Origin of the sequence: Salinicoccus sp. Bachu38 (assembly GCF_038561955.2) — a bacterium.
GTDB lineage: Bacteria > Bacillota > Bacilli > Staphylococcales > Salinicoccaceae > Salinicoccus > Salinicoccus bachuensis.
Genome location: NZ_CP138333.2, coordinates 1,289,128 through 1,309,794, shown reverse-complemented (window position 1 = coordinate 1,309,794; position 20,667 = coordinate 1,289,128). Strand labels below are relative to the sequence as shown.

General features: G+C 49.3%; 23 protein-coding genes. 2 read left to right on the top strand and 21 right to left on the bottom strand.

All coding sequences use genetic code 11. From position 1 onward, the window contains the following. Positions 1 to 26 precede the first annotated feature (26 nt). From RQP18_RS06535 to RQP18_RS06490, 10 genes are all read right to left on the bottom strand, one after another. The gene (locus tag RQP18_RS06535; protein ID WP_342389351.1) at positions 27 to 902 is read right to left on the bottom strand and encodes a LysR family transcriptional regulator; all 876 of its coding nucleotides are present in this window, start codon (positions 900 to 902) and stop codon (positions 27 to 29) included. 118 nt (positions 903 to 1,020) lie between these two features. After that, complete coding sequence (gene solA / locus RQP18_RS06530) at positions 1,021 to 2,184, bottom strand: N-methyl-L-tryptophan oxidase (protein WP_342389350.1); 1,164 nt, start codon at positions 2,182 to 2,184, stop codon at positions 1,021 to 1,023. 166 nt (positions 2,185 to 2,350) lie between these two features. Next, positions 2,351 to 3,004: a hypothetical protein gene (locus RQP18_RS06525; RefSeq protein ID WP_342389349.1), complete on the bottom strand. Its 654-nt coding sequence runs from the start codon at positions 3,002 to 3,004 to the stop codon at positions 2,351 to 2,353. Next, positions 2,997 to 3,869: an ABC transporter ATP-binding protein gene (locus RQP18_RS06520; protein WP_373446151.1), complete on the bottom strand. Its 873-nt coding sequence runs from the start codon at positions 3,867 to 3,869 to the stop codon at positions 2,997 to 2,999. The genes RQP18_RS06525 and RQP18_RS06520 overlap by 8 nt, the downstream gene beginning before the upstream one ends. After that, positions 3,866 to 4,249 carry a GntR family transcriptional regulator gene (locus tag RQP18_RS06515; protein ID WP_342389347.1) on the bottom strand — a complete coding sequence of 128 codons (384 nt, stop codon included), beginning with the start codon at positions 4,247 to 4,249 and terminating at the stop codon, positions 3,866 to 3,868. Before RQP18_RS06515 ends, RQP18_RS06520 begins: the two co-directional genes overlap by 4 nt. Positions 4,250 to 4,317: 68 nt before the next feature. Next, entirely contained in the window at positions 4,318 to 4,734 is a 417-nt protein-coding gene (locus tag RQP18_RS06510) for a Fur family transcriptional regulator (protein WP_373446150.1), read from the bottom strand. Continuing rightward, a complete protein-coding gene (locus RQP18_RS06505) occupies positions 4,721 to 5,572 on the bottom strand; it encodes a metal ABC transporter permease (RefSeq protein ID WP_342389345.1) in 852 nt (283 codons plus the stop codon). Before RQP18_RS06505 ends, RQP18_RS06510 begins: the two co-directional genes overlap by 14 nt. Beyond that, entirely contained in the window at positions 5,569 to 6,351 is a 783-nt protein-coding gene (locus tag RQP18_RS06500; protein WP_342389344.1) for a metal ABC transporter ATP-binding protein, read from the bottom strand. Before RQP18_RS06500 ends, RQP18_RS06505 begins: the two co-directional genes overlap by 4 nt. Positions 6,352 to 6,470: 119 nt before the next feature. Next, positions 6,471 to 7,379, bottom strand: a complete 909-nt coding sequence (locus RQP18_RS06495; RefSeq protein WP_342389343.1) for a deoxyribonuclease IV — start codon at positions 7,377 to 7,379, stop codon at positions 6,471 to 6,473. A 21-nt stretch (positions 7,380 to 7,400) separates the two neighbouring features. Next, positions 7,401 to 8,714 carry a DEAD/DEAH box helicase gene (locus tag RQP18_RS06490; RefSeq protein WP_342389342.1) on the bottom strand — a complete coding sequence of 438 codons (1,314 nt, stop codon included), beginning with the start codon at positions 8,712 to 8,714 and terminating at the stop codon, positions 7,401 to 7,403. 142 nt (positions 8,715 to 8,856) lie between these two features. Here RQP18_RS06490 and RQP18_RS06485 point away from each other — a divergent pair, with 142 nt between their 5' ends. Beyond that, positions 8,857 to 9,819 carry a 4-hydroxy-3-methylbut-2-enyl diphosphate reductase gene (locus RQP18_RS06485; protein WP_342389341.1) on the top strand — a complete coding sequence of 321 codons (963 nt, stop codon included), beginning with the start codon at positions 8,857 to 8,859 and terminating at the stop codon, positions 9,817 to 9,819. A gap of 38 nt (positions 9,820 to 9,857) precedes the next feature. Here the strand turns inward: RQP18_RS06485 and RQP18_RS06480 are convergent, their stop codons facing one another. The 7 genes from RQP18_RS06480 to RQP18_RS06450 all read right to left on the bottom strand — a co-directional run bounded on the left by RQP18_RS06480 (position 9,858) and on the right by RQP18_RS06450 (position 16,520). Beyond that, the gene (locus RQP18_RS06480; RefSeq protein WP_342389340.1) at positions 9,858 to 10,931 is read right to left on the bottom strand and encodes a Nif3-like dinuclear metal center hexameric protein; all 1,074 of its coding nucleotides are present in this window, start codon (positions 10,929 to 10,931) and stop codon (positions 9,858 to 9,860) included. After that, positions 10,928 to 11,602: a tRNA (adenine(22)-N(1))-methyltransferase gene (locus RQP18_RS06475; RefSeq protein ID WP_342389339.1), complete on the bottom strand. Its 675-nt coding sequence runs from the start codon at positions 11,600 to 11,602 to the stop codon at positions 10,928 to 10,930. Before RQP18_RS06475 ends, RQP18_RS06480 begins: the two co-directional genes overlap by 4 nt. A gap of 66 nt (positions 11,603 to 11,668) precedes the next feature. Next, positions 11,669 to 12,061 (bottom strand): c-type cytochrome, encoded by a 393-nt coding sequence (locus RQP18_RS06470; RefSeq protein ID WP_342389338.1) that lies wholly within the window; start codon positions 12,059 to 12,061, stop codon positions 11,669 to 11,671. A gap of 115 nt (positions 12,062 to 12,176) precedes the next feature. Continuing rightward, entirely contained in the window at positions 12,177 to 13,286 is a 1,110-nt protein-coding gene (gene rpoD / locus RQP18_RS06465; protein WP_342389337.1) for an RNA polymerase sigma factor RpoD, read from the bottom strand. Positions 13,287 to 13,314: 28 nt separating this feature from the next. Further along, positions 13,315 to 15,060: a DNA primase gene (dnaG, locus tag RQP18_RS06460; protein ID WP_342389336.1), complete on the bottom strand. Its 1,746-nt coding sequence runs from the start codon at positions 15,058 to 15,060 to the stop codon at positions 13,315 to 13,317. Positions 15,061 to 15,065: 5 nt separating this feature from the next. Beyond that, positions 15,066 to 15,890, bottom strand: a complete 825-nt coding sequence (locus RQP18_RS06455) for a pyruvate, water dikinase regulatory protein (RefSeq protein ID WP_342389335.1) — start codon at positions 15,888 to 15,890, stop codon at positions 15,066 to 15,068. Between the two features lie 12 nt (positions 15,891 to 15,902). Continuing rightward, the gene (locus RQP18_RS06450; RefSeq protein WP_342389334.1) at positions 15,903 to 16,520 is read right to left on the bottom strand and encodes a helix-turn-helix transcriptional regulator; all 618 of its coding nucleotides are present in this window, start codon (positions 16,518 to 16,520) and stop codon (positions 15,903 to 15,905) included. Between the two features lie 311 nt (positions 16,521 to 16,831). Between RQP18_RS06450 and RQP18_RS06445 the strand changes: the two genes are divergently transcribed. Next, positions 16,832 to 18,208 carry a glycine--tRNA ligase gene (locus RQP18_RS06445; RefSeq protein WP_342389333.1) on the top strand — a complete coding sequence of 459 codons (1,377 nt, stop codon included), beginning with the start codon at positions 16,832 to 16,834 and terminating at the stop codon, positions 18,206 to 18,208. Between the two features lie 34 nt (positions 18,209 to 18,242). Here the strand turns inward: RQP18_RS06445 and recO are convergent, their stop codons facing one another. The 4 genes from recO to RQP18_RS06425 are packed head-to-tail and all read right to left on the bottom strand — an operon-like array spanning position 18,243 to position 20,667. Continuing rightward, the gene (gene recO, locus RQP18_RS06440; RefSeq protein WP_342389332.1) at positions 18,243 to 18,986 is read right to left on the bottom strand and encodes a DNA repair protein RecO; all 744 of its coding nucleotides are present in this window, start codon (positions 18,984 to 18,986) and stop codon (positions 18,243 to 18,245) included. An 8-nt stretch (positions 18,987 to 18,994) separates the two neighbouring features. Then, positions 18,995 to 19,900 (bottom strand): GTPase Era, encoded by a 906-nt coding sequence (era, locus tag RQP18_RS06435; RefSeq protein WP_342389331.1) that lies wholly within the window; start codon positions 19,898 to 19,900, stop codon positions 18,995 to 18,997. Continuing rightward, on the bottom strand, positions 19,897 to 20,307 hold the full coding sequence (cdd, locus tag RQP18_RS06430) for a cytidine deaminase (RefSeq protein ID WP_342389330.1): 411 nt from the start codon (positions 20,305 to 20,307) through the stop codon (positions 19,897 to 19,899). Before cdd ends, era begins: the two co-directional genes overlap by 4 nt. A gap of 15 nt (positions 20,308 to 20,322) precedes the next feature. Then, a complete protein-coding gene (locus RQP18_RS06425; RefSeq protein WP_342389328.1) occupies positions 20,323 to 20,667 on the bottom strand; it encodes a diacylglycerol kinase in 345 nt (114 codons plus the stop codon).

Genomic DNA, 20,667 nt, shown 5'->3' with positions numbered 1-20,667 from the left:
AATGGGCTGCGGGGGATTCCTACGTTTTACACCCTTCCTCTTTCCTCCTGCACCTTGAAGGCCTGCACGGTCTGGATGAATTTGTCCATTGTGCGGGTAAGGTAGGCCTCCTTGTTCCAGATGAAATCCGTCGAGATATTGCTGTATTCCTCTGGGATATCGTGGACATGGACCTCTCCTGATTGGATGAGTGGCTGGATGGTGGATTTCGGAACGAGACTGATGCCGAGGCCGGACCGGATACTTCCGATGATCGTCTCGAGTGTGCCAAATTCCATCACTTTCGCGTGCATCACCCCTTCGTCCATCAGCCATCTCTCCAAGTTTTCACGATAACTGCATCCCTTCTTGAAGACGAGCATCGGTTTCCTTTTCAGATCATCCAAGCTGATTTCGGGCTCACTTGAAACAAGGGTGAGCGTCTCCCGGAAGATCTCTATTCTGCTGATTTTTGGATTCGGCTCGAAATCTGCGACAAATGCACCATCCAGTTGCCTGTCGAGTATTTGGGCAGTAATATTTGCCGTGACATCTGAAGTAAGGGACAGGCTGACTCCGCCATAGTGACGCTGGAACATGGAAAGGATATCCGGCAGCTTCACGATTGTTTCCACCGTTCCGATATTGAGGCTGCCGGAAGGACTGTCGTTATCGCTGAAATCTTTTTCCATATCATCCATCAGACTCAGGATTTGACGGGCATAGACTTCAAGCTTCCGGCCTTCAGCTGTGAGGGTCGTCCCCCTGCTGTGGCGGAGGAACAGCTTAGTATCCAGTTCGATTTCCATTGCTTTGATCCGTGCCGTCACATGGGACTGGACGAAGTTCAATGCCTTTGCCCCCCTGCTGATACTGCCAGCCCCGGCAACGCTCTGGAAAATCCGCAGATCCTTGAGTTCCATCCTGTTCCCCCTCCCACGATTGTTTCAGGTGATTTTTAAACCATTATACATGCGATTTCAGATGGAGGGCAATGGAATTTAAAATATTCAGATATTAATGTTCTTTTAATAGACTCCTTCAGAGTTTCTCTGTCCTCTGTGGCTGGAGTGACGGTCGCGTTGCTGAAAATAATGATATATCGAGTTGTGACCGGCCTTCAGTGACAAGGTCGCCCAGAATCTCACCGACTGCACTTGAGAACTTGTAGCCATGACCGGAAAAACCGGCGGCAATGGCAACATGCGGATGTTCCGGATGCTTGTCGATGATGAAGTGTTCATCCGGCGTATTCGTAAATATGCATACTTTTCCGACATTCAGCTTGCCGTTCGCTTCCTTCATCTGGTCATCCAGGAAATGTCTCAGATCGCCTTCATCCTTGTCATAAGCGCCGAATTCCCTGTTCATGTATTCCGGAGCCATATCATCCCCATTGTCATAACGGCCGATTTTGAGTCCGGCCCCATCGATGCAGGGGAACCCATAGTATACACTGTCCGCCAGGTCGGCAAAGAATCCGGGGAAGGTGTCCGATCTGTACAGGGCGTCATCCGAGTTGAACCAGGTGATCGCCCGACGGCTCGGTGTGAGTCTGAGATTCAATCCCAGATCATCCAGTATTCTCTTGTTCCACGCACCGCCGCTGATGATCAGTTTGTCTGAAGTATATGATGCATCGCGAGTAGACACTCTGGCGGAATTTTCATGCACTTCTATTTCCTGCACCGGTGAATTCACTTTGAGTTCTGCACCGTTTTCGAGCGCCAGCCGGCGGAATGTACGGATGCAGTTTTCGCTGAACAGCACTCCGGCATCCGGTTCATAGCATCCGATATGGTCATCATCGATAGAGATGCCGGTCCAGCGTTCATTGATCTCATCGGCGGAAAGGGTTTCGATATTCAGGTCATATGCCCGCCCCCCTTCAATGGCCCTGCCTACAAACTCTGACTGTGGAGGGCCATATGTCAGAACACCCGTTTTGCGGAATATCGTTTCCGATGTCTCCTTCTGGAGGTCATCCCATAGCTCCTGTGCGCGCATGGCAAGAGGAATATAATCGAAGCCCTCCCCGCAGGCATGCCTTATCAGTCGTGTGTCCCCGCTATGGCTACCGTTCGCATGCGGTGGATCGAAAGCATCGATCATGAGTGTCCGGATCCCCTTTTTGGACAGGTAGTACCCCGCAGCCATGCCCATCGAACCTGCACCGACAATGATTACATCATAATGTTTCTCCATAATATCTCTCCCCTTCAGGAAAGGCAGCCCATCCCCGGGATGCTTCCATCTATTTATATTCATCATACTGCCGGAGCAAAGAAGTGTAAAATAACTGGTTGAGATATGTTCCATCAGCAATGAAGATGCCAAAAATGCCCGAACCTCCGGAGAAGTTCGGGTCATTCTACACCATATCGTGTTTTGTAATATTGCGCAGGTTGATTGCATAACTGATGAAGAACAGTGCAATGCCTGCGGCAAGCATATAGGCCGGCAGATGATAAAGGTAGAAATCCATTCCCGGCAGTTCCCGTTCGAGCTGGTTGACATTGATCAGGGGCATGAAGTGGAACAGATACGTCATCAGCATGGGCACACCATAAATGAAATATCCGGTGGACAGATACCGCAGCCAATACTTCCCATATCCAAAATAGTACAGGCTCATCACTATCAGGCTCACACCCATCAGCATCATGAAGCCATATAGATAATACGTTTCCTGAATGATCATCATGTAGCTGCCGAATATGGCGGCAGTCAGAGCCATCATAACCATATAGTAGATATAGTCTCCCCTGATGATGTTCCTTTTGGTGTTGGGGAGAGTGAAATAGAAGTAGTGGTTGTCATCCGACTTCAGCATATAGTGGATGTTCAGGTATGCGGAGGTAGTATAGACCACTGCAATGCCATTGATTACATTGATGAATGGCATCAGGCTTCCCCTGTAATCCGATAATGACAGTGCCATGAGCAGGTTGAGGAGGATCGTGAAAATACCCAGATACCATATCCATTTTGACTGGAACAGGTTCAGGTAGAGCTGTTTACCCATTGATCGTCTCTCCCTTCTCCCTTTTTATGAAGTACATCATTTCGTCCAGCGTCAGATTTTCAATCAATACCTTTCTTCCATAAAGTTCCACGAGTGCCTGAGGCTCTCTTGTCATCGCTTCAAATCCGAGTGCGTTTATGGTTGTGCCGATCAGCAGTTCACCTGCATCATCGATGATCTTACGGTCTCCCTTCACTTTCCTGTAGGACTCGAAGAGTACATCCTTCTCCATGTCGAACAGTACTTCCCCATCATCGATCATTACGATATAGTCGGCGATCTTCTCAAGATCTGTAGTGATATGCGTGCTGAAGAGTATCGTGACATCTTCGTCCGTCATGAGTGTCTGCAGGATATTCAGCAGTTCCATCCTGAAGGTCGGATCGAGGTTCGAAGTCGGTTCGTCCAAAATCAGCAGCTCAGCATCGTGGCTCAAGGCGATTGCAATGGAAAGTTTCACTTTTTCCCCTGTGGACAGGAATTTGATTTTGCTTGTGGCGTCCACGTTGAACCTTTCCAGATATGCAAAGAACGTATCAGCATGCCAATGATCATAGTAGACAGTCAAAAGTCCATTGAGTCTCTTTGGATTGATGTTCTGGGGAAAACGGTCTTCGGCAAATACCAGCCCGATACGGTTCAGCAGCTCCTCCCTTTCCTTTTCAAGATCCTTATCCAATATGCTGATCCGTCCCCCGTCCTGCTTCTTCAATACCAGCATATGATGGATCAGTGTGGATTTCCCTGACCCATTCTCACCAATCAGACCGGTGATATAGCCTTTTCTGATATTGAGGTTGATATCCTTCAATCTGAATCGTCCCATATCCTTTTCCAATCCGGCGACAGTAACAGCATTCATCATTGATCCTCCTCCATCACTTTCATCATCTCCACCAGTTCCCTGGTGGACAGATCGATTTTTTTCGCTGTAGAAAGCAGGTCTTCCAATTTCTTTTCAATTTCGACCAGTATCTGTTCCCTTCTGTTTTCGTTATTCTGTTCACTGACGAATGTGCCCTTCCCGACAACTGAATATACATATCCAGCGGCTTCGAGGTCCTGATATGCCCTTTTTGTCGTGATGATGCTGATGCTCAGTTCCTTGGCCAGCCTGCGCATCGACAATAAAGGATCTCCCGGCCTCAATGCCCCGGTCATGATAAGGTGTATGATTTCATTCTTCAGCTGCTCATATATCGGGACCTCACTTTGATTTGAAATTTTTATGTCCAAGCGCTTCACCTCCGTATATATTGTGTATATATAATATATACGATATATACAATATAGTCAACATAAAAAACCAGGATCTATGAGATCCTGGCTCTCCTGCATGCTCCACACAGACCGTAGAGCTCTACTTTATGGTTCTTTATTTCAACATCATCCAGTTCATCCTGCCATGTTTCGACCGGACAGTAGTGGATGACTTTCGTGTCGCCGCATTCATCACATATGAAATGATGATGGTGATGCGTCGTGCATGAAATCTTGTAGTGCATCTCACCGGACAGGGTGGTCTGTTCAAGGACTTCTATGTCCTTCAGTGTATACAGATTACGGTATATCGTATCATAGCTGATGCCGGGATAGTCTGCGTTCAGCAGCTCCTGGACATCCTTGGCGCTCAAATATCTGTCTTCATCCAGAAACAGCTCGATCATGCGCATTCTTTTCTGTGTAATCTTAAGTTTGTTTTCTTGGAGTCTCTCTTTATACTGAGTCAATTGGTTCTCCACGTCTTTTCACTCCTATACGGTCGAGAATTATGGTCGCCGCCAGAATGGCCAGCGAAACGAGTACGATCGTCCCCCCTGGGGATATGTCGAGGTGGAAACTCATGAACAGTCCGGCGATGACCGCGAATTCACCGAATATGACACTCATGATCATCAGCTGCCGGAAGCTCGAGGTGACGCGCATCGCTGACGCCACCGGCAACGTCATCAGGGCACTGACAAGCAGTATGCCGACGATCCGCATTGAAGCACTGATGACGAGAGCCACGACGATGATGAACATGAAGTGGATCCATTTGTTGATGTTCATGACATTCGCATACTCTTCATCGAAGGAGACAAGGAACATCTCCTTGTACAGCAGATAGATGAAGATGAGGACAATGATGCCGATGACGGAGATCAGAATCAGGTCGATACTGCTTACTGCGCTGATACTTCCAAAGAGGTATCCGAACAGGTCCTGGTTGAATCCGTCAGCGAGCGACAGGAACAGTACACTGAGAGCCACCCCGAAGCTCATGATGATCGGTATGGCAAGTTCCTGATAATGTCTGTAGACCGTGCGCAGACGCTCGATGCCAAGAGCACCGAGAATGGAGAAGATGATGCCTGTAATAAGTGGATTGATGGTCATTCCGATCAGCGATGACAGATAGACTCCAAATGTAATGCCGCCCAGAGTGACGTGGCTGAGTGCATCCGCAATCAATGACAGCCTTCTGATGACGATGAAAGTGCCGATCAGGGGGGCAATCAGGCCGGCGACCAGACCACTGATGAATGAATAGCGGATGAAGTCGTATTCTAGCAGTGCCTGAATCATTCACAGCACGCCCTTTCGTGATCGTGGGAGACGAGCTGCAGCGGGAAACCATATATTTTGGACAGTTCCGCTTCGCCAAGATTCTTGAATTCATGGTTGGTGCCATGGAAATGCAGATGCTCATTCAGACAGGCAACTTCATCTGCATGATCGACGACTACGCCGATGTCGTGGGTCACAAGGAGGATGGTCACGGACTGCTCCTTGAGCCTGAACAGTACATCATAGAACTCCTTGACATGCTTTGCATCGATACCGACAGTCGGTTCATCAAGAACTAGGATGCTCGGATTGTTGATCAGTGCCCGCGCGATGAAGACACGCTGGGTCTGTCCGCCGGACAGGAGGGAGATGTTCTTATTCTTCAGATGGCTGATATTGAGCAGACTCAGCACTTCATCGAGCTTTCTGTAGTCTTCCCTGCCGAATCGTCTGAACAGGCCTTTCGCCTTCGTCAAACCGCTGAGTACAACTTCGCTGACCGTTGCCGGAAAACCTTTTGAGAAGCTGTTGGATTTCTGGGAGACATAGCCGACTTCCTGCCACGCATGGAAATTGCGCAGACTGTTGCCATTGATGTATATTTCCCCGCTCTGCAGTTTGAGGACACCGAGGATCAGTTTGATCAGGGTGGTCTTGCCGGAGCCGTTCGGCCCCACAAGTGCGACAAAATCGCCCTTATGGACACTGAGGTTGATATCTTTCAATGCCGGTGTCGTTTCCATCTTGTCCCTATAGATATAGGAGATGTTGTTCAGTTCGAATATCGGATGCTCCATCTCGATGACTCCTTTATTTTTAATCATTACAGTATTATAAAGGAATGATTACGATTTGTAAATAGGAATGATTACGAAATAAAAACAGGACGGCCGTGGCCATCCTGTTTTTGTCCATATTACTCCTGTACTCCTGCCATCATCGGATTGATTTCCTCTTTAAGTGAAGGATTGAAGCTGCCGCTTCTGATCATTTCGATCTCATGTGCATAAGGGGCAACCCTGTTCTTCTTATCCGGTCCGACAAATGGTGTCTCAAGTATTTTTGGTATTTCCTCGAAATCGGGATGATTGATGACATATGAAAGGGCGTCGAAACCGATATGGCCGAAGCCGATATTCTCGTGGCGGTCCTTGTGGGCGCCCCGTTCATTTTTGGAGTCGTTGATATGAAGGACTTTTATGCGGTCCTTGCCGATGATGCGGTCGAACTCATCAAGTACACCATCAAAATCATTGACGATATCATAGCCTGCATCATGCACGTGGCATGTATCGAAGCATACACTCAACCTTTCATTGTTCGTCACGCCATCGATGATCTGTGCAATCTCTTCGAATGTGCGGCCGACTTCAGAGCCTTTGCCCGCCATCGTCTCGAGGGCGATCTGAACATCATTGTCATTCGTCAGCACTTCATTGAGCCCCTCGATGATCGACCTGATTCCACGTTCTGCACCTGTACCAACATGGCTTCCGGGGTGGAGGACGATCTGGTTGCTGCCCAGGTGCTCTGTCCGAACAATCTCCTCCTGCAGGAATTCCACACCGTGTTCAAATACACCTTCACGTTCGGAATTGGCAATATTGATGATGTAAGGTGCATGGACGACAATATTGGACATGCCATGATCCGCCATATGCCGTTTGCCGGCCTCTATGTTCAGATCTTCGATCTTCTTCCTTCTCGTGTTCTGCGGTGCACCTGTATAGATCATGAATGTGTTTGCTCCATAGCTTTTGGCGCTGATGCTTGCCGCCTCCAGCATTTTCTTGCCGCTCATTGAAACGTGTGATCCTATAAGCATTTCATTCACCTTTCTGATTTCCTATCTTTTTTTCTTTCTGCTTTTCGAGTGCTTCATCCGCTCCTGCTGCTTCAGGGTGTTGAGTTCGTGCTTCATTTTCTTCCTGTAGCCCGGCTTGACTTTCTTCGGTTTCTTCACCCTGTGTGAGAGTTGGTTCTCGAGGTGCGAATCCTTCCGTTTCCGCTTTGCCCGTTCGGTTCTTGATTTTATTTCGACGAGTTCGCCCTTTTTGATGTCCTCATGGATGAACTGATAGCCTTTGGCCTCCAGCGCATTGACGAGGTATTCCTCATCCGGCGTATAGAGGGTGACTGCTGTGCCTGTATAGGCGCCCCTGCCCACACGTCCGACGCGGTGTGTGAAGAATTCGATGTCCTTCGGGATGTCATAGTTGATGACATGGGAGGCCCCGTCGATATCCAGTCCGCGGGACGCGAGGTCGCTTGCGACCACCCATACATATTCAAGTTCACGGATCTTCTTGATCTCCTTGGTGCGCTCCCTCGGCTTGAGCCCCCCGTGGAAGAGCCCGACATTGACGCCGTTGCTGTTGAGATATTCGAAGAGTTCATCCGCACGTTCTTTGGAATTGGCAAATATCAGGCCGATGTATGGCGTGATGTTCTGTGTCAGCGCCAGTACTTTGGCTGACTTGTCATCCCCTTTCACAGGCACCAGGCTGTAATGGATGGACGCCTTGTTCCTCGGCTGATCGATGATGATGATTTCAGTTTCTCCGATGTACTTCCTGAGGAAGATACGGAGCGCTTCCGGTATGGTCGCCGAGAAGACGAGGAACTGTGAGGAATCGCTGACCGTCGATGAGATGCTGTCGATCTGCTCGAGGAAACCGAGATCGATCATCAGGTCGGCTTCGTCGATGACCAGTCTTTCGACAGAATGGAGATTGAGGCCGCCCTTGTCCCTCAAATCTTTGATTCTTGTCGGCGTACCGATTACAATGTGGGGAGACTTGGATGCCTTTTGGACATCCCGCTCGATATCCGTGCCGCCGATGAAAGCGGCAGCCCTGATTTCAGGAAAGGACCTCAATACTTCAAGTGTCATCTGGTGCAGCTGCTTGGCCAGTTCCCTTGTAGGTGCCAGGATGACAGCCTGTGTATGGGTATCCTCCGTGTTGATTTCGTGTATGATTGGGAGGAGGAATGCGTGTGATTTGCCGCTGCCCGTCTCAGACTGTGCCACGACGTTCTCCTTTTTAAGGACTTTCGGAATGACACGCTCCTGTACAAGGGTCGGATGGGAAAAATTTATACTTTCGATTGCATTCAGCATCTGTTCGCTGAACCTGAATCTTTTGAATGCGTTACTCATTGTTTCACCTGTTTTCTTTATTGGAACTCAGGTTACATTATAACTGAAATGAAGATGTTAGGCTATACATCATTCATACTACATGATGATTTAAAAACATGCGTCTTTTGGTTATAATGACATTAAGGGAGGAATATACTTCATGGATATTATTAAGATAAGCCCACGCGGGTATTGTTATGGCGTTGTAGATGCAATGGTGATTGCGAGGAATGCGTCTATGGACAAGACACTGCCCCGCCCAATATATATTCTCGGCATGATCGTCCACAATAAGCATGTGACGGATGCATTTGAAGAAGACGGCATCGTCACACTGGATGGTGCCAATAGACTTGAAATACTGGAAGGGATCAATGAGGGTACGGTGATCTTTACCGCACACGGCGTCTCCCCGCAAGTCAAGCAGCGTGCAAAAGAAAAAGGCCTGACATGCATCGATGCCACATGCCCGGATGTTGAAGTGACCCACCAGCTCATCCGTGAGCGGACACGCGAGGGGTATGACGTCGTCTATATCGGCAAGAAGGGCCACCCGGAGCCGGAAGGCGCTGTTGGCGTTTCACCGGACCACGTCCATCTCGTCGAAACGATCGACGAAGTCAAAGCGCTGCCTGGGGACCTGGCCAACAAGAAACTCATCGTCACCAATCAGACGACAATGAGCCAATGGGATGTCGGCCATCTCATGGATCAGCTGAAAGTACAGTATCCGCACATCGAAGTGCACAAGGAAATCTGTCTGGCCACACAGGTCCGTCAGGAAGCGGTCGCCGAACAGGCGCAGGAAGCCGATCTCCTGATTGTCGTCGGAGACCCTAAAAGCAACAACTCCAACCGTCTGGCCCAGGTTTCAAAAGAGATCGCGCATACAAACGCCCACCGGATCAGCTCCTTGAGTGAACTGAAGACGGAATGGCTCGAGGACATAGACAGCGTTGCCATTACAGCAGGCGCCTCCACACCGACGCCGATCGTCAAGGAAGTTATTGACTACATCAAGGAGTATGACAAGGAAAACCGGTCCGAACCGGTGTCTACAGTACCAAAAAACAAGATACTGCCAAAGATCAAGAAGGCGAAGCCTGTAAAGATCATGGAATAGCAGAAAAACCATCGAAGCATAATGCTTCGATGGTTTTTTTATCCGAAAGGATTGGTGGACACTCCGGTTGCATGGACATCCAGTTCGACATGCGCTTCCACGAGATGCTTCAGGCCTTCTGCCATGAACACTTCCATGTAGTGGCCGACATCGATGATGTTCCTGCCGGCAAGTTTCGCATCGTAGGCTTCATGGTATTTGACATCTCCAGTGATGAGCACGTCTACTCCCTGTGAGAATGCTTCATCGATGTAGCTCATGCCGGAACCGCCGATGATGCCCACCTTGTTTATGCTTCCGGAGTTGGCGTTGACTACATTGACGATGCCGTGGCCGGTCCGCTCCCTGATCAGGCCGACCAGGGATTCAATCGAACCCTCATAGTCGAACTTGACGCCAAGCCCTTTATCACTCGGCTTCTTTAGGGTGAGCACATCGTATGCCGGCTCCTCATAGGGGTGGGCCTCGATCAGTGCATCGATCACCTGCTGCTCATGTGCTGCTTCGAATATCGCTTCCACAATATATTCATCCACGTGTTCCAGTTCCCCTTGGGTGCCTATATGCGGGTTCGCCTCGTCATTCGGTCTGAACTGACCTTTCACCGGATATTCGAAGAAGCATTCTGAGTAGTCGCCCTGATTGCCGACGCCTGCATCCGAGAGGTCCTGCTTCAACTGATCGACATCCTCTTCAGGTACATTGATCCTGAGCTTCTTGTAGAAGTACTCATGCTTGATCAATATTTCCGTATGATCATATCCGAGCACTTCTGCAATCATATGGCTGACGCCATGCGGCTGATGGTCAAGGTTCGTGTGCATGGCGATGAGGTTGATGTCATTGCGGATCAGCTGTCTGATGATGCCGCCGACGCCTGTCTCCGTGACATTTGAAACTTTCGGGAAAATCAGTGGGTGATGGGCAATGATGACATTTGTCCCCTTTTCCACTGCCTCTTCCACCGTCTCGTGGGAGCAGTCAAGGGTTGTCAGAATGCCTTTGGCATCATCTTCCATATCCCCCACCAGCAGCCCGGTGTTATCCCATTTCTCGCTGTCCTTGAAAGGGGCGATTCCATCAAGGATTCCCATCAGTTCTTTGATCTTCACTGTTCGAGCACCTCTTTCAATGCATTGATTGTATTTGCAACTTCATTGATTTTTTCATTATTCGAAGAATTCTTCTTCAGGTTATTATAAATGTTCTGCTGATGTTCCAGTTCCCTTTCCAGCTTTTCAATAAACGCCTGTTCCTTTTTTTCAAGGAGAACCGGGCCGAAAACCAGCTGCTTTTCATCATAACCGGATTCTCCCGCTTCAGCGACGATGATCTCATAGAAATGACGGCCGTCACGGACCACTGTTTCATCGATGATGCGATAGTTGGATTCTGCAAGTACTTTCCGTATCGGGTAGGTATACGTATTTGCCTGAAGCACCAGACGAGGCTGTCCGCCGAGATTATGGAGACCATCTTCGAGTATTTCAGCAATGAGCGGTCCACCCATGCCGCAGATGGTGACAGTATCCACCGCATCATCCGGTGAGATCACTTCCAATCCTGAACCGAATCGTGCTTCGATACTGTCCTCCATGCCCTCCCTTCTGATATTGTTCACAGTGGAGTCGAAGGGCCCCTTGACGATTTCCCCGCATATCGCCTGCTTGGCTGCACCGTTCCTGATCGCCTCTATGGGAAGGTACGCATGGTCGGAACCGATATCCAGAAGCTTTTCCCCGATGATGAATTCTGAAACTTTCTGTAATCTTGCATCTAGCATTGCATTTCCTCCATATGATATAAATAAAGACTCCCACACGATGTGTGGAAGTCCATAATCAACAAATTATTGTTCTGAGAAGAACTGGTACAGCGTAGACAGGTCTTCATCTGCGATCTGATCCTGGCTGAATGCAGGCATGGATCCTGGACCTTCCCTTACTGTAGTACTGAATTCTTCTTCAGAAAGACCGGTGCCCGCCAGTGCAGGTCCCATACCGCCTGAGAAGTCCTGTCCGTGACAGGATGCACAATTGTCACGTGCAAATCCTTCAGCGTCAAAATCCCCGGAAGAAGCTTCTCCTCCGCTTTCGCCTCCGCCTTCTCCACCTTCTTCGCTAGCTGTCTCTTCTCCTCCGCCTTCCTCTTCCTGGTTGGCGCCCTGAGAAGAAAGCAGGAATACAAGCCCGATGCCTAGGAAGATGATAAGTATAAAAGGCACGATCGGATTACGATTCATAAAACAACCTCCCTAATCTCTTTGCAGAAACATATTCACATTTATAATTGTATATTAAATACGAGCAAAGTCAAAAGATTTTTACGATAAAAATTTACACCGGGCAGGTTCGCCATCAATCCATGAAGTCTTTGAGACGTTTGCTTCTGCTTGGGTGCCTCAGCTTCCTGAGGGCTTTCGCTTCAATCTGTCTGATACGTTCGCGTGTCACTCCGAATACTTTGCCCACTTCCTCAAGTGTCCTTGTCCTGCCATCATCCAGGCCGAAACGGAGTCTGAGAACATTTTCCTCGCGGTCTGTGAGTGTATCGAGTACATCCTCGAGCTGCTCCTTCAGCAATTCATATGCAGCATGATCGGATGGGCTCTGTGCTTCCTGGTCCTCGATGAAATCTCCAAGATGGCTGTCATCCTCTTCCCCGATTGGGGTTTCAAGGGAAACAGGCTCCTGTGCAATCTTGAGGATTTCCCTGACCTTTTCAGCTGGGAGATCCATCTCTTCACCGATCTCTTCCGGTGTCGGTTCACGACCCAGATCCTGGAGGAGCTGACGCTGGACCCGAATCAGCTTATTGATCGTTTCCACCATATGGACCGGAATACGGATGGTCCTCGCCTGGTCCGCGATGGCGCGTGTGATGGCCTGTCTGATCCACCATGTGGCATAGGTGGAGAACTTGAAGCCCTTGGAGAAGTCGAACTTCTCGACCGCTTTGATCAGACCCATGTTGCCTTCCTGGATCAGGTCGAGGAAGAGCATGCCGCGACCGACGTATCTTTTTGCAATGCTGACAACGAGACGGAGGTTGGCTTCTGCCAGTCGGCTTTTCGCCACATCGTCGCCTTGCTCGATCTTCTTGGCAAGTTCTATCTCTTCCTGTGCACTGAGAAGATCCACCCGGCCGATCTCTTTGAGATACATCCTTACGGGGTCGTTTATTTTAACTCCAGGAGGTGCACTCATATCGTGAAGGTTGAGTTTTTCATCAGAGTCTGTTGAATCTTTTTCATTTATAAGTTGGATATCGTGCTCATTTATTTCATCAAAGAATTCGTCCATTGCATCTGCGTCGAGTTCGAAACTGGACAGTTTGTCAGCGATCTCTTCGTGGGACAGATGACCTTGTGTCTTCCCTTTCTCTACCAGATGATTTTTGACTTGTTCTACGGATGTGAACAGTTCGACATCTTTTAAATCGGTTGTCTTTACGTTTTTGTCTGCCATTTAAAGCCCTCCTATTCAGACTTCACACTCACCTTTTATAGCGACTGTTAATCTCATTCAACTGCTGTGCCAACTTGATCTGGAGTTCGATGTCATTGCTGTTTTCTGCTTCCTGCAGCTGCTGGTATAGCGACTGTTTCTCTTTCTCACTATTCCTAATACCACTTAAGTCTTCTATATAATCATTTACTTCTTCGGTCGTGATATCTGCATTTATGAGCAGTTCTTCCACTTCTACAGCAGTGCTGAAGTATTCTCCCTCAATATATTGGCTGAATGATGATAATTCAAATTCATCATGTTTGTCAAAATATGTGCACAACCCTTTAAATATAACATAATAACGGGGTGCGGTTAACACTTCTTCACTTATATTGTCCCGGAAATTTAAAAATAGACCCCTGTCCTTCATCAGGGCCCGGAGGAGGTAGCGTTCCTTCCGCTCCCGGAGGGGGAGCTGTCTGGGTCTGGCCACTGTCCCTGAGGAAGTTGGGGGCGCCTGGTTCGGGACATTCTGTTCTATTGACTTGCGATCCACCTTGTACAGCTGGCTGATATGCTGGATCAGACGCTCCCTGATCACCTGGTCTTTGACGTGTTTGAGGTGGTCGGTAAGCATCTTGAGGTTGTTCGAGAAGGCCATGTCGTTATTCATGCTCTCCTCGAGCAGATGCTCGGCTTTGAAGTGGATGTAATGCCGCTTTTCATTTTTGACGAGGTTCCGGAATACTTCCGCCCCATATTTTTCTATATACTCATCAGGATCCATGCCTTTTGGCATGGAGATGATAAATACGTTGAGTCCGCCCTCCAGAAGGTCGGCACCGAGGGAAAGCTGGGCATTCTGCCCTGCCTGGTCCCCATCGAACATCAGGGTAACATTGGATGCCAGGCGGTTCAGCACCTGGATATGCTGTTCACTCAGGGCGGTCCCCATAAGTCCTATGACATTATTCACATCCGTCATCTTCACCTTGATGATGTCGAGGTGGCCTTCCATCAGGATGACTTCATCCTGCTTCCTGATGTCCTTTCGGGCATCGCTCAGATTATAGAGGAGACGCCGCTTCTGGAATATGGATGTCTCCGGTGTGTTCAGGTACTTCGGCTCCCGTCCATCCATGCTTCTTGCCGTATAGCCGACAATGTATCCCTGGTGGTTCCTGATCGGAATCATGATCCGGCCGCTGAACCGGTCATAATAGGAGAAGTTCTCCTCATTCCGCGAAATGACCCCGGCCTGGAAGGCGAGCTCCAGGCTGAACCCTTTATCGGACAGGGCATTTTTTGTAAAGTCGCGCATATCCGGCGCTATACCGATCTTCTCCTTGCGTATGATGTCCCCCGAAAATCCTCTGTCCTCCAGGTACTTGAGGGCGCCCTCGCCCTCTTTTGTATGCATCAGTATATGATGATACAGGTCGGTGAGGTATTCATGGATTCTGATGAGCTGCATTTCACTGTCGTTGGCAACTTGTTCGGTCGCGGCAATCTCGATGCCGAGCGGCTTTCCGAGTTTGCGGACTGCATCAGCAAACGAGACGTTCTCGACCTCCATATAGAACTGCAGGACATTGCCGCCCTTCTTGCACCCGAAACAATGGCATATCTGCTTGTCCGGGCTGACTGTGAAAGAAGGCGTCTTTTCATTGTGGAATGGACAGAGACCGACATAGTTCCGTCCCCTTTTTTCCAGCTTGATATAACTGGAAACAAGTTCAGTGATGTCGGTCCCCTGTTTAACTGCTTCTACTGTTTCATCTGGTATTCTCAATCACATCATCCTTTGATGTCGAGTCTTCCTTCGACATAATCCAAAATTTCGTTTGCGGTTTCTTCAATCGCCTTTTCCGATACATCGATGACCGGACAGCCAATTTTTCCGATCACTTCGTTGAAGTAATCCAGCTCCTCCTGGATCCTCTGATCATTGGCATAGCTTGCCGTATCCTTGAGGCCGAGCTGGGCAAGCCTTTCCTTTCTTATCTTGTTCAATGAAGTCGGGTTGATCTTCAGGCCGACACATTTCTTCGGATCCACATTATAGAGCTCCTTCGGCGGCGTGACCTCGGGTACGAGCGGCACGTTCATCACCTTGTACTTCTTATGGGCAAGATATTGTGAGAGAGGCGTCTTGGACGTTCTCGATACACCAATCAGGACGATATCCGCCTTGTCGAGTCCGCTCGCATCCTTGCCATCATCGTACTTGACCGCAAACTCGATCGCCTCGATCTTCTTGAAATAGTCCTCATCGAGACGATGGACACGTCCCGGCTCGTAATATGGCGCCTCCTCAGTCCGGCCTTCCAATACATTCATCAGTGGTCCCATGATGTCCACCGAGGCGACATTTTCCGCCTGCAGCTCCTGTTTTATATATTTTCTGAGATCAGGGGTGATGATTGTGAATACGACGATGGCATTCTTGCTTTTGGCAAGGTCGATGACATCATCCACATTCTCCTCCGATTCTATATATGGATAGCGGATCAGCACTTCATCGGATTCATCGATATTGAACTGCGACAGGCAAGCCTTGGCCACCAGTTCGCCGGTCTCCCCGACGGAATCCGAGGCAATGATCACTTTTATCTTAGACATTCAAACACTTCCTTATTCCATGAGATTAACAAATACTCTTGTAATGGTGGTCTTTGTGATCCGTCCGATCACCTGGTCGATGCCATCCCGCTCCTCGACGACAGGAAGGGAATCGATCTGCTTCTCGATCAGCTGGTTCGCCGCATAGATAAGAAGGTCATTCGGATAGCAGATGGTGATGTTCGGCTTTCTGGTCATAATGACGCTCACCGGCGTCTTTTCAATATCATTGGAGCCCATCGTCCCCCTCAGCAAATCCTTGCGTGAAATGACGCCTGCCAATGCCTTGTTATTGTCGATGGCATACAATGTGCCGACATCCTCGAGAAACATCTTGACGACCGCCTCGTATATTGAGGTATCCTCCTTGATCAGAATCGGCACACTCTGGACTTCGCTGACAAGTATGTTCCTGATTTTGGAAGTCATTACTTCCTCCGACTCCTTGCCGGTATAGAAGTAGCCGACCCGGGGTCTTGCATCAAGATATCCCGACATGGTCAATATGGCCAGGTCCGGTCTGAGCGTCGCCCGTGTCAGCGACAGCTGCTCGGCAATTTTGCTGCCAGTGATTGGACCATGCTGCTTTACTATTTTGAGTATTTTTTCCTGTCTCTCATTCAGTTCCATGCCCTCACTCCCAACATACCCAATTATAATACATTCAGCGGAATAAAGAAATATACACAAAAGATTGCACAAAAATCAAACTGTGGATATAATGGGAATGAAGCGAGTTAAGGATGGTGCGAGCTTAACAGTGAATTGGCATATTATACTGAAGATAAAAGTGGATATAAAAGCGGAGTGTCTACACTAATTGGGGTGGAACCGCGGGCTATGCTCGTCCCCGGATAACATTAATGTTATCCGGGGACGTTTATTTTTATCCACCATCCCATCTTTAACTCTGAATATTCAAATGTAAGGAGTCGGATCAAATGGAAATGGAAACGATTGTGAATTTGGCAAAAACAAGAGGATTTGTATTTCCGGGCAGCGAGATATATGGCGGCCTTGCGAATACTTGGGACTACGGCCCGCTCGGCGTAGAGCTCAAAAATAATGTCAAGCAGGCCTGGTGGAAGAAGTTCATCCAGGAGTCCCCATACAATGTGGGACTGGATGCGGCAATACTGATGAATCCAAAGACATGGGAAGCTTCCGGGCACCTCGGGAACTTCAACGACCCTATGATCGACTGCAAGGCGTGCAAGTCCCGTCATCGTGCAGACAAGCTGATTGAAGACGTCATCCAGAAGGAAGATGATTCATTCGTTGCCGATGGCCTGAGCTTCGACGAAATGAAGAATATCATCGACGAGCGTGATATCAAGTGTCCGAACTGTGGTGCGCATGACTACACGGAAATCAGACAGTTTAACCTGATGTTCAAGACATTCCAGGGCGTCACCGAGTCCTCCACCAATGAAATCTTCCTGAGACCGGAAACGGCACAGGGCATATTCGTCAACTACAAGAACGCACAGCGTACGATGCGCAAGAAGCTGCCCTTTGGCATCGGCCAGGTCGGCAAGTCGTTCCGTAACGAAATCACACCAGGCAACTTCACGTTCAGGACACGTGAATTCGACCAGATGGAGCTTGAATTCTTCTGCAAACCGGGTACGGAAATCGAATGGCAGAACTACTGGAAGGATTTCGCCGTCAAATGGCTTCAGAACCTGAACATGACGGATGCGAATACAAGACTCAGGGATCATGATGATGATGAACTGAGCCACTACTCCAATGCGACGACCGATATCGAATACAAGTTCCCATTCGGCTGGGGCGAGCTGTGGGGCATTGCGAGCCGTACGGACTTCGATCTGCGTCAGCACATGGAGCATTCAAATGAAGACTTCACATACCACGATCAGGAGACGGGCGAGAAGTTCATCCCGTATTGCATCGAGCCTTCCCTCGGCCTCGACCGTGTCGCCCTTGCCTTCCTGTGCGATGCCTATGACGAAGAGGAGCTCGATAACGGCGAAAAGCGTACAGTGCTCAGATTCCATCCGCAGCTTGCACCATTCAAGGCGGCGGTATTGCCACTATCGAAAAAGCTGAGCGGTGACGCAATCAAGGTGTTCGAGAAGATTGCCGGCGATTTCAATGTCGAGTTCGATGAATCCCAATCCATCGGAAAGCGCTACAGACGCCAGGATGAAATCGGCACACCATACTGCATCACCTTCGACTTCGATTCCCTCGATGACAACAAAGTGACGGTCAGGGACCGTGATACGATGGAACAGACACGCGTAGCAATCGATGAACTGAATGATTTCCTCAAGGAAAAAATAAAATACTAGACGCAAAAACGGCAAAGTCGAGACTTTGCCGTTTTTATAATGTCTGTATCAGGCGCCTCGATTTGAAATAGACGCCCGTATATTCATCGTAGATCATCTCGACGAATGACAGCAGAAGCGCCGCATTCTCTTTTGAGATCCGTATCGAGTCCACCTGGTCGACCGGAGTATGTTTCATATAACCAGCCAGGTAGAGTACACGGTTGCTGACGGGCACCGCACGGTGGGCCGTCTCTTCATCGATACAGCACCCACAGAGGACACTGTGGTAATTGAAGGAGTAATGGGAGAACAGGGACCTGTCCGTTGTCCCGCAGACTGCACACGTATCGACATTGATCTGGCCCCCGTAGTACGGCAGCATCTTGATGGCGGTGAACGAGACCACTCCGGCCGGTTCGCTCTCTGCCTCGAGCAGCGAGAGCGACTTGATCATGAGACGGTAGAAGCTGTCCTGCTGCATCTCCTCCTCAAGCGCCCGGGTGATGAGTTCCATGATATAGGACGCATATGTGTAGACGACGAAGTCCCCGTTCACCCGCTTGAACGGTTGGATGACATCCACTTCGTTCAGCGTACCCATTCCCTTGAAGCGGTTGTAGGTGAACAGCACTTCCTTCAGCCCCTGCCTCAGGACGATGAAGGGGCTTTTCGTCTTGTTGAACCCTCTTGCCATCAAAGGAACTTGGGTGCCATCCTCTGTCAATATGGTAATGATCCGGCTGGACTCGCTGTAGTTGGTCTGCCGGATCATTACGCCTTTATGCTGATATATCATCCGTCGTTCTAATACTCCTCGTCCCGATAGCCGAGGGAGCGGATGAATTGTGACTTGTTGCGCCAATCCTTCTGGACTTTCACCCAAAGTTCGAGATAGACCCTGCTGCCGAGCAGATTCTCTATATCGATGCGGGCAAGCTTGCCGATCTCCTTGAGCATCTTGCCGTTCTTGCCGATGACCATCCCTTTTTGCGAATCGCGTTCAACGTAGATTACTGCGGCAACATTGATCGTCCCCCGGTCATCCGCCTTCATGCGCTCCACTTCGACACCGATTGCATGCGGGATTTCCTGGCTTGTCAGGTGCAGTGCCTTTTCACGGATGAGTTCACCCACGATGAAGTGTTCCGGATGGTCCGTGATCCGGTCCTCCGGATAGTACATCGGGCCTTCCGGAAGGTAGCCCTCGATGACTTCAAGCAGCCGGTCGACATTGTTGCCCTGCAGTGCCGAAATGGGAACAACATCGGCAAAAGGCAGCTTGTCCTTATACACCTCAATCTGTTCGATGAGCTTGTCCGGATGGACCAGGTCGATCTTGTTCATTACGAGGATGATCGGTGTATCCGTGTTTTTGAGCATGTCGATGATATATTCATCACCACGGCCGATCTCTTCCGCGACATTCACGAGGAACAGTATCGCTTCCGTCTCCCTCAGCGTATTCCTTGCCACCTTCATCATGTGCTCCCCAAGCTGGTGCTTCGGCTTGTGGATGCCGGGTGTATCTATGAAAATCATCTGGCTCGTCTCTGTCGTATGGACGCCCTGGATTTTGTTTCTTGTCGTCTGGGGCTTGTCCGACATGATGGCCACTTTCTGTCCGAGGACCTTATTCATGAAAGTCGATTTGCCGACATTCGGACGCCCGATTATGCTTATGAAGCCCGATTTGAATCCTTTTTCTGTCATAGTTTCATATCCTTCCCTGAAAAGCCGAGCGGCAGCAGTTCATCCACGGTACGCTTGATGACTTTGCCGTCCGTATTGGCCAAGTATACAGGCATATCATCGTCACAGAGTTCCTTCATGACCTGGCGGCAAGTGCCGCAGGGGCTGGATGGCTCTTCCGAATCCGTGATGACCACGATTGCCTTGAATTTCTTGATATCATTGGAATAGGCGCTGACCAGTGCGCTGCGTTCTGCACATATTGTTGCAGGATAGGCGGCATTTTCTATATTGGCGCCATAAATGTATTCATCATCTTCCGTAATGAGCAATGCGCCCACGTCAAACTTGGAATACGGTGTATATGCACGGCTCTGCGCCACCTTCACCTCTTCCAGCCATTCCTCCTTGAATATTCCATCGTTCATAAAAGCCTCTCCTCACTATAGCAAATAGGGTATAAACACAAGCAGACCGATGATGGCGGCATAGAATGCAGCCAGCAGTACACCTGCCGCCCCCGCATCCTTGGCCGCCTTGGCCATGGGGTGATACTTGTCCGTCGTCAGATCGACAGCCGCTTCGACAGCTGTGTTGAATGCTTCGGTAACCAGCACAAGGAACACCGCACTGATGATGAACAGCCAGCCGGTGCGGTCGAGGTCCACCACCATCCCCAGGATGATGGCCAGCACGCCGAACATGAGATGGACAATGAAATGCGTATCCTTCCGCATCAGCCAGCTGAGTCCCATGAAAGCGAATTTGAACCTGTTGAACAGCCTCAT

Excerpts from the sequence above, each read along its gene's own strand:
- RQP18_RS06535 (WP_342389351.1), bottom strand. The coding sequence starts at position 902 with ATGGAACTCAAGGATCTGCGGATTTTCCAGAGCGTTGCCGGGGCTGGC.
- RQP18_RS06490 (WP_342389342.1), bottom strand. The coding sequence starts at position 8,714 with ATGAGTAACGCATTCAAAAGATTCAGGTTCAGCGAACAGATGCTGAAT.
- RQP18_RS06520 (WP_373446151.1), bottom strand. The coding sequence starts at position 3,869 with ATGATGAATGCTGTTACTGTCGCCGGATTGGAAAAGGATATGGGACGA.
- RQP18_RS06525 (WP_342389349.1), bottom strand. The coding sequence starts at position 3,004 with ATGGGTAAACAGCTCTACCTGAACCTGTTCCAGTCAAAATGGATATGG.
- RQP18_RS06455 (WP_342389335.1), bottom strand. The coding sequence starts at position 15,890 with ATGTCTAAGATAAAAGTGATCATTGCCTCGGATTCCGTCGGGGAGACC.
- RQP18_RS06505 (WP_342389345.1), bottom strand. The coding sequence starts at position 5,572 with ATGATTCAGGCACTGCTAGAATACGACTTCATCCGCTATTCATTCATC.
- solA (WP_342389350.1), bottom strand. The coding sequence starts at position 2,184 with ATGGAGAAACATTATGATGTAATCATTGTCGGTGCAGGTTCGATGGGC.
- RQP18_RS06495 (WP_342389343.1), bottom strand. The coding sequence starts at position 7,379 with ATGCTTATAGGATCACACGTTTCAATGAGCGGCAAGAAAATGCTGGAG.
- recO (WP_342389332.1), bottom strand. The coding sequence starts at position 18,986 with ATGATATATCAGCATAAAGGCGTAATGATCCGGCAGACCAACTACAGC.
- RQP18_RS06425 (WP_342389328.1), bottom strand. The coding sequence starts at position 20,667 with ATGAGGCTGTTCAACAGGTTCAAATTCGCTTTCATGGGACTCAGCTGG.
- era (WP_342389331.1), bottom strand. The coding sequence starts at position 19,900 with ATGACAGAAAAAGGATTCAAATCGGGCTTCATAAGCATAATCGGGCGT.
- RQP18_RS06470 (WP_342389338.1), bottom strand. The coding sequence starts at position 12,061 with ATGAATCGTAATCCGATCGTGCCTTTTATACTTATCATCTTCCTAGGC.
- RQP18_RS06445 (WP_342389333.1), top strand. The coding sequence starts at position 16,832 with ATGGAAATGGAAACGATTGTGAATTTGGCAAAAACAAGAGGATTTGTA.
- RQP18_RS06485 (WP_342389341.1), top strand. The coding sequence starts at position 8,857 with ATGGATATTATTAAGATAAGCCCACGCGGGTATTGTTATGGCGTTGTA.
- RQP18_RS06500 (WP_342389344.1), bottom strand. The coding sequence starts at position 6,351 with ATGGAGCATCCGATATTCGAACTGAACAACATCTCCTATATCTATAGG.
- rpoD (WP_342389337.1), bottom strand. The coding sequence starts at position 13,286 with ATGGCAGACAAAAACGTAAAGACAACCGATTTAAAAGATGTCGAACTG.
- RQP18_RS06450 (WP_342389334.1), bottom strand. The coding sequence starts at position 16,520 with ATGGAACTGAATGAGAGACAGGAAAAAATACTCAAAATAGTAAAGCAG.
- cdd (WP_342389330.1), bottom strand. The coding sequence starts at position 20,307 with ATGAACGATGGAATATTCAAGGAGGAATGGCTGGAAGAGGTGAAGGTG.
- RQP18_RS06475 (WP_342389339.1), bottom strand. The coding sequence starts at position 11,602 with ATGCTAGATGCAAGATTACAGAAAGTTTCAGAATTCATCATCGGGGAA.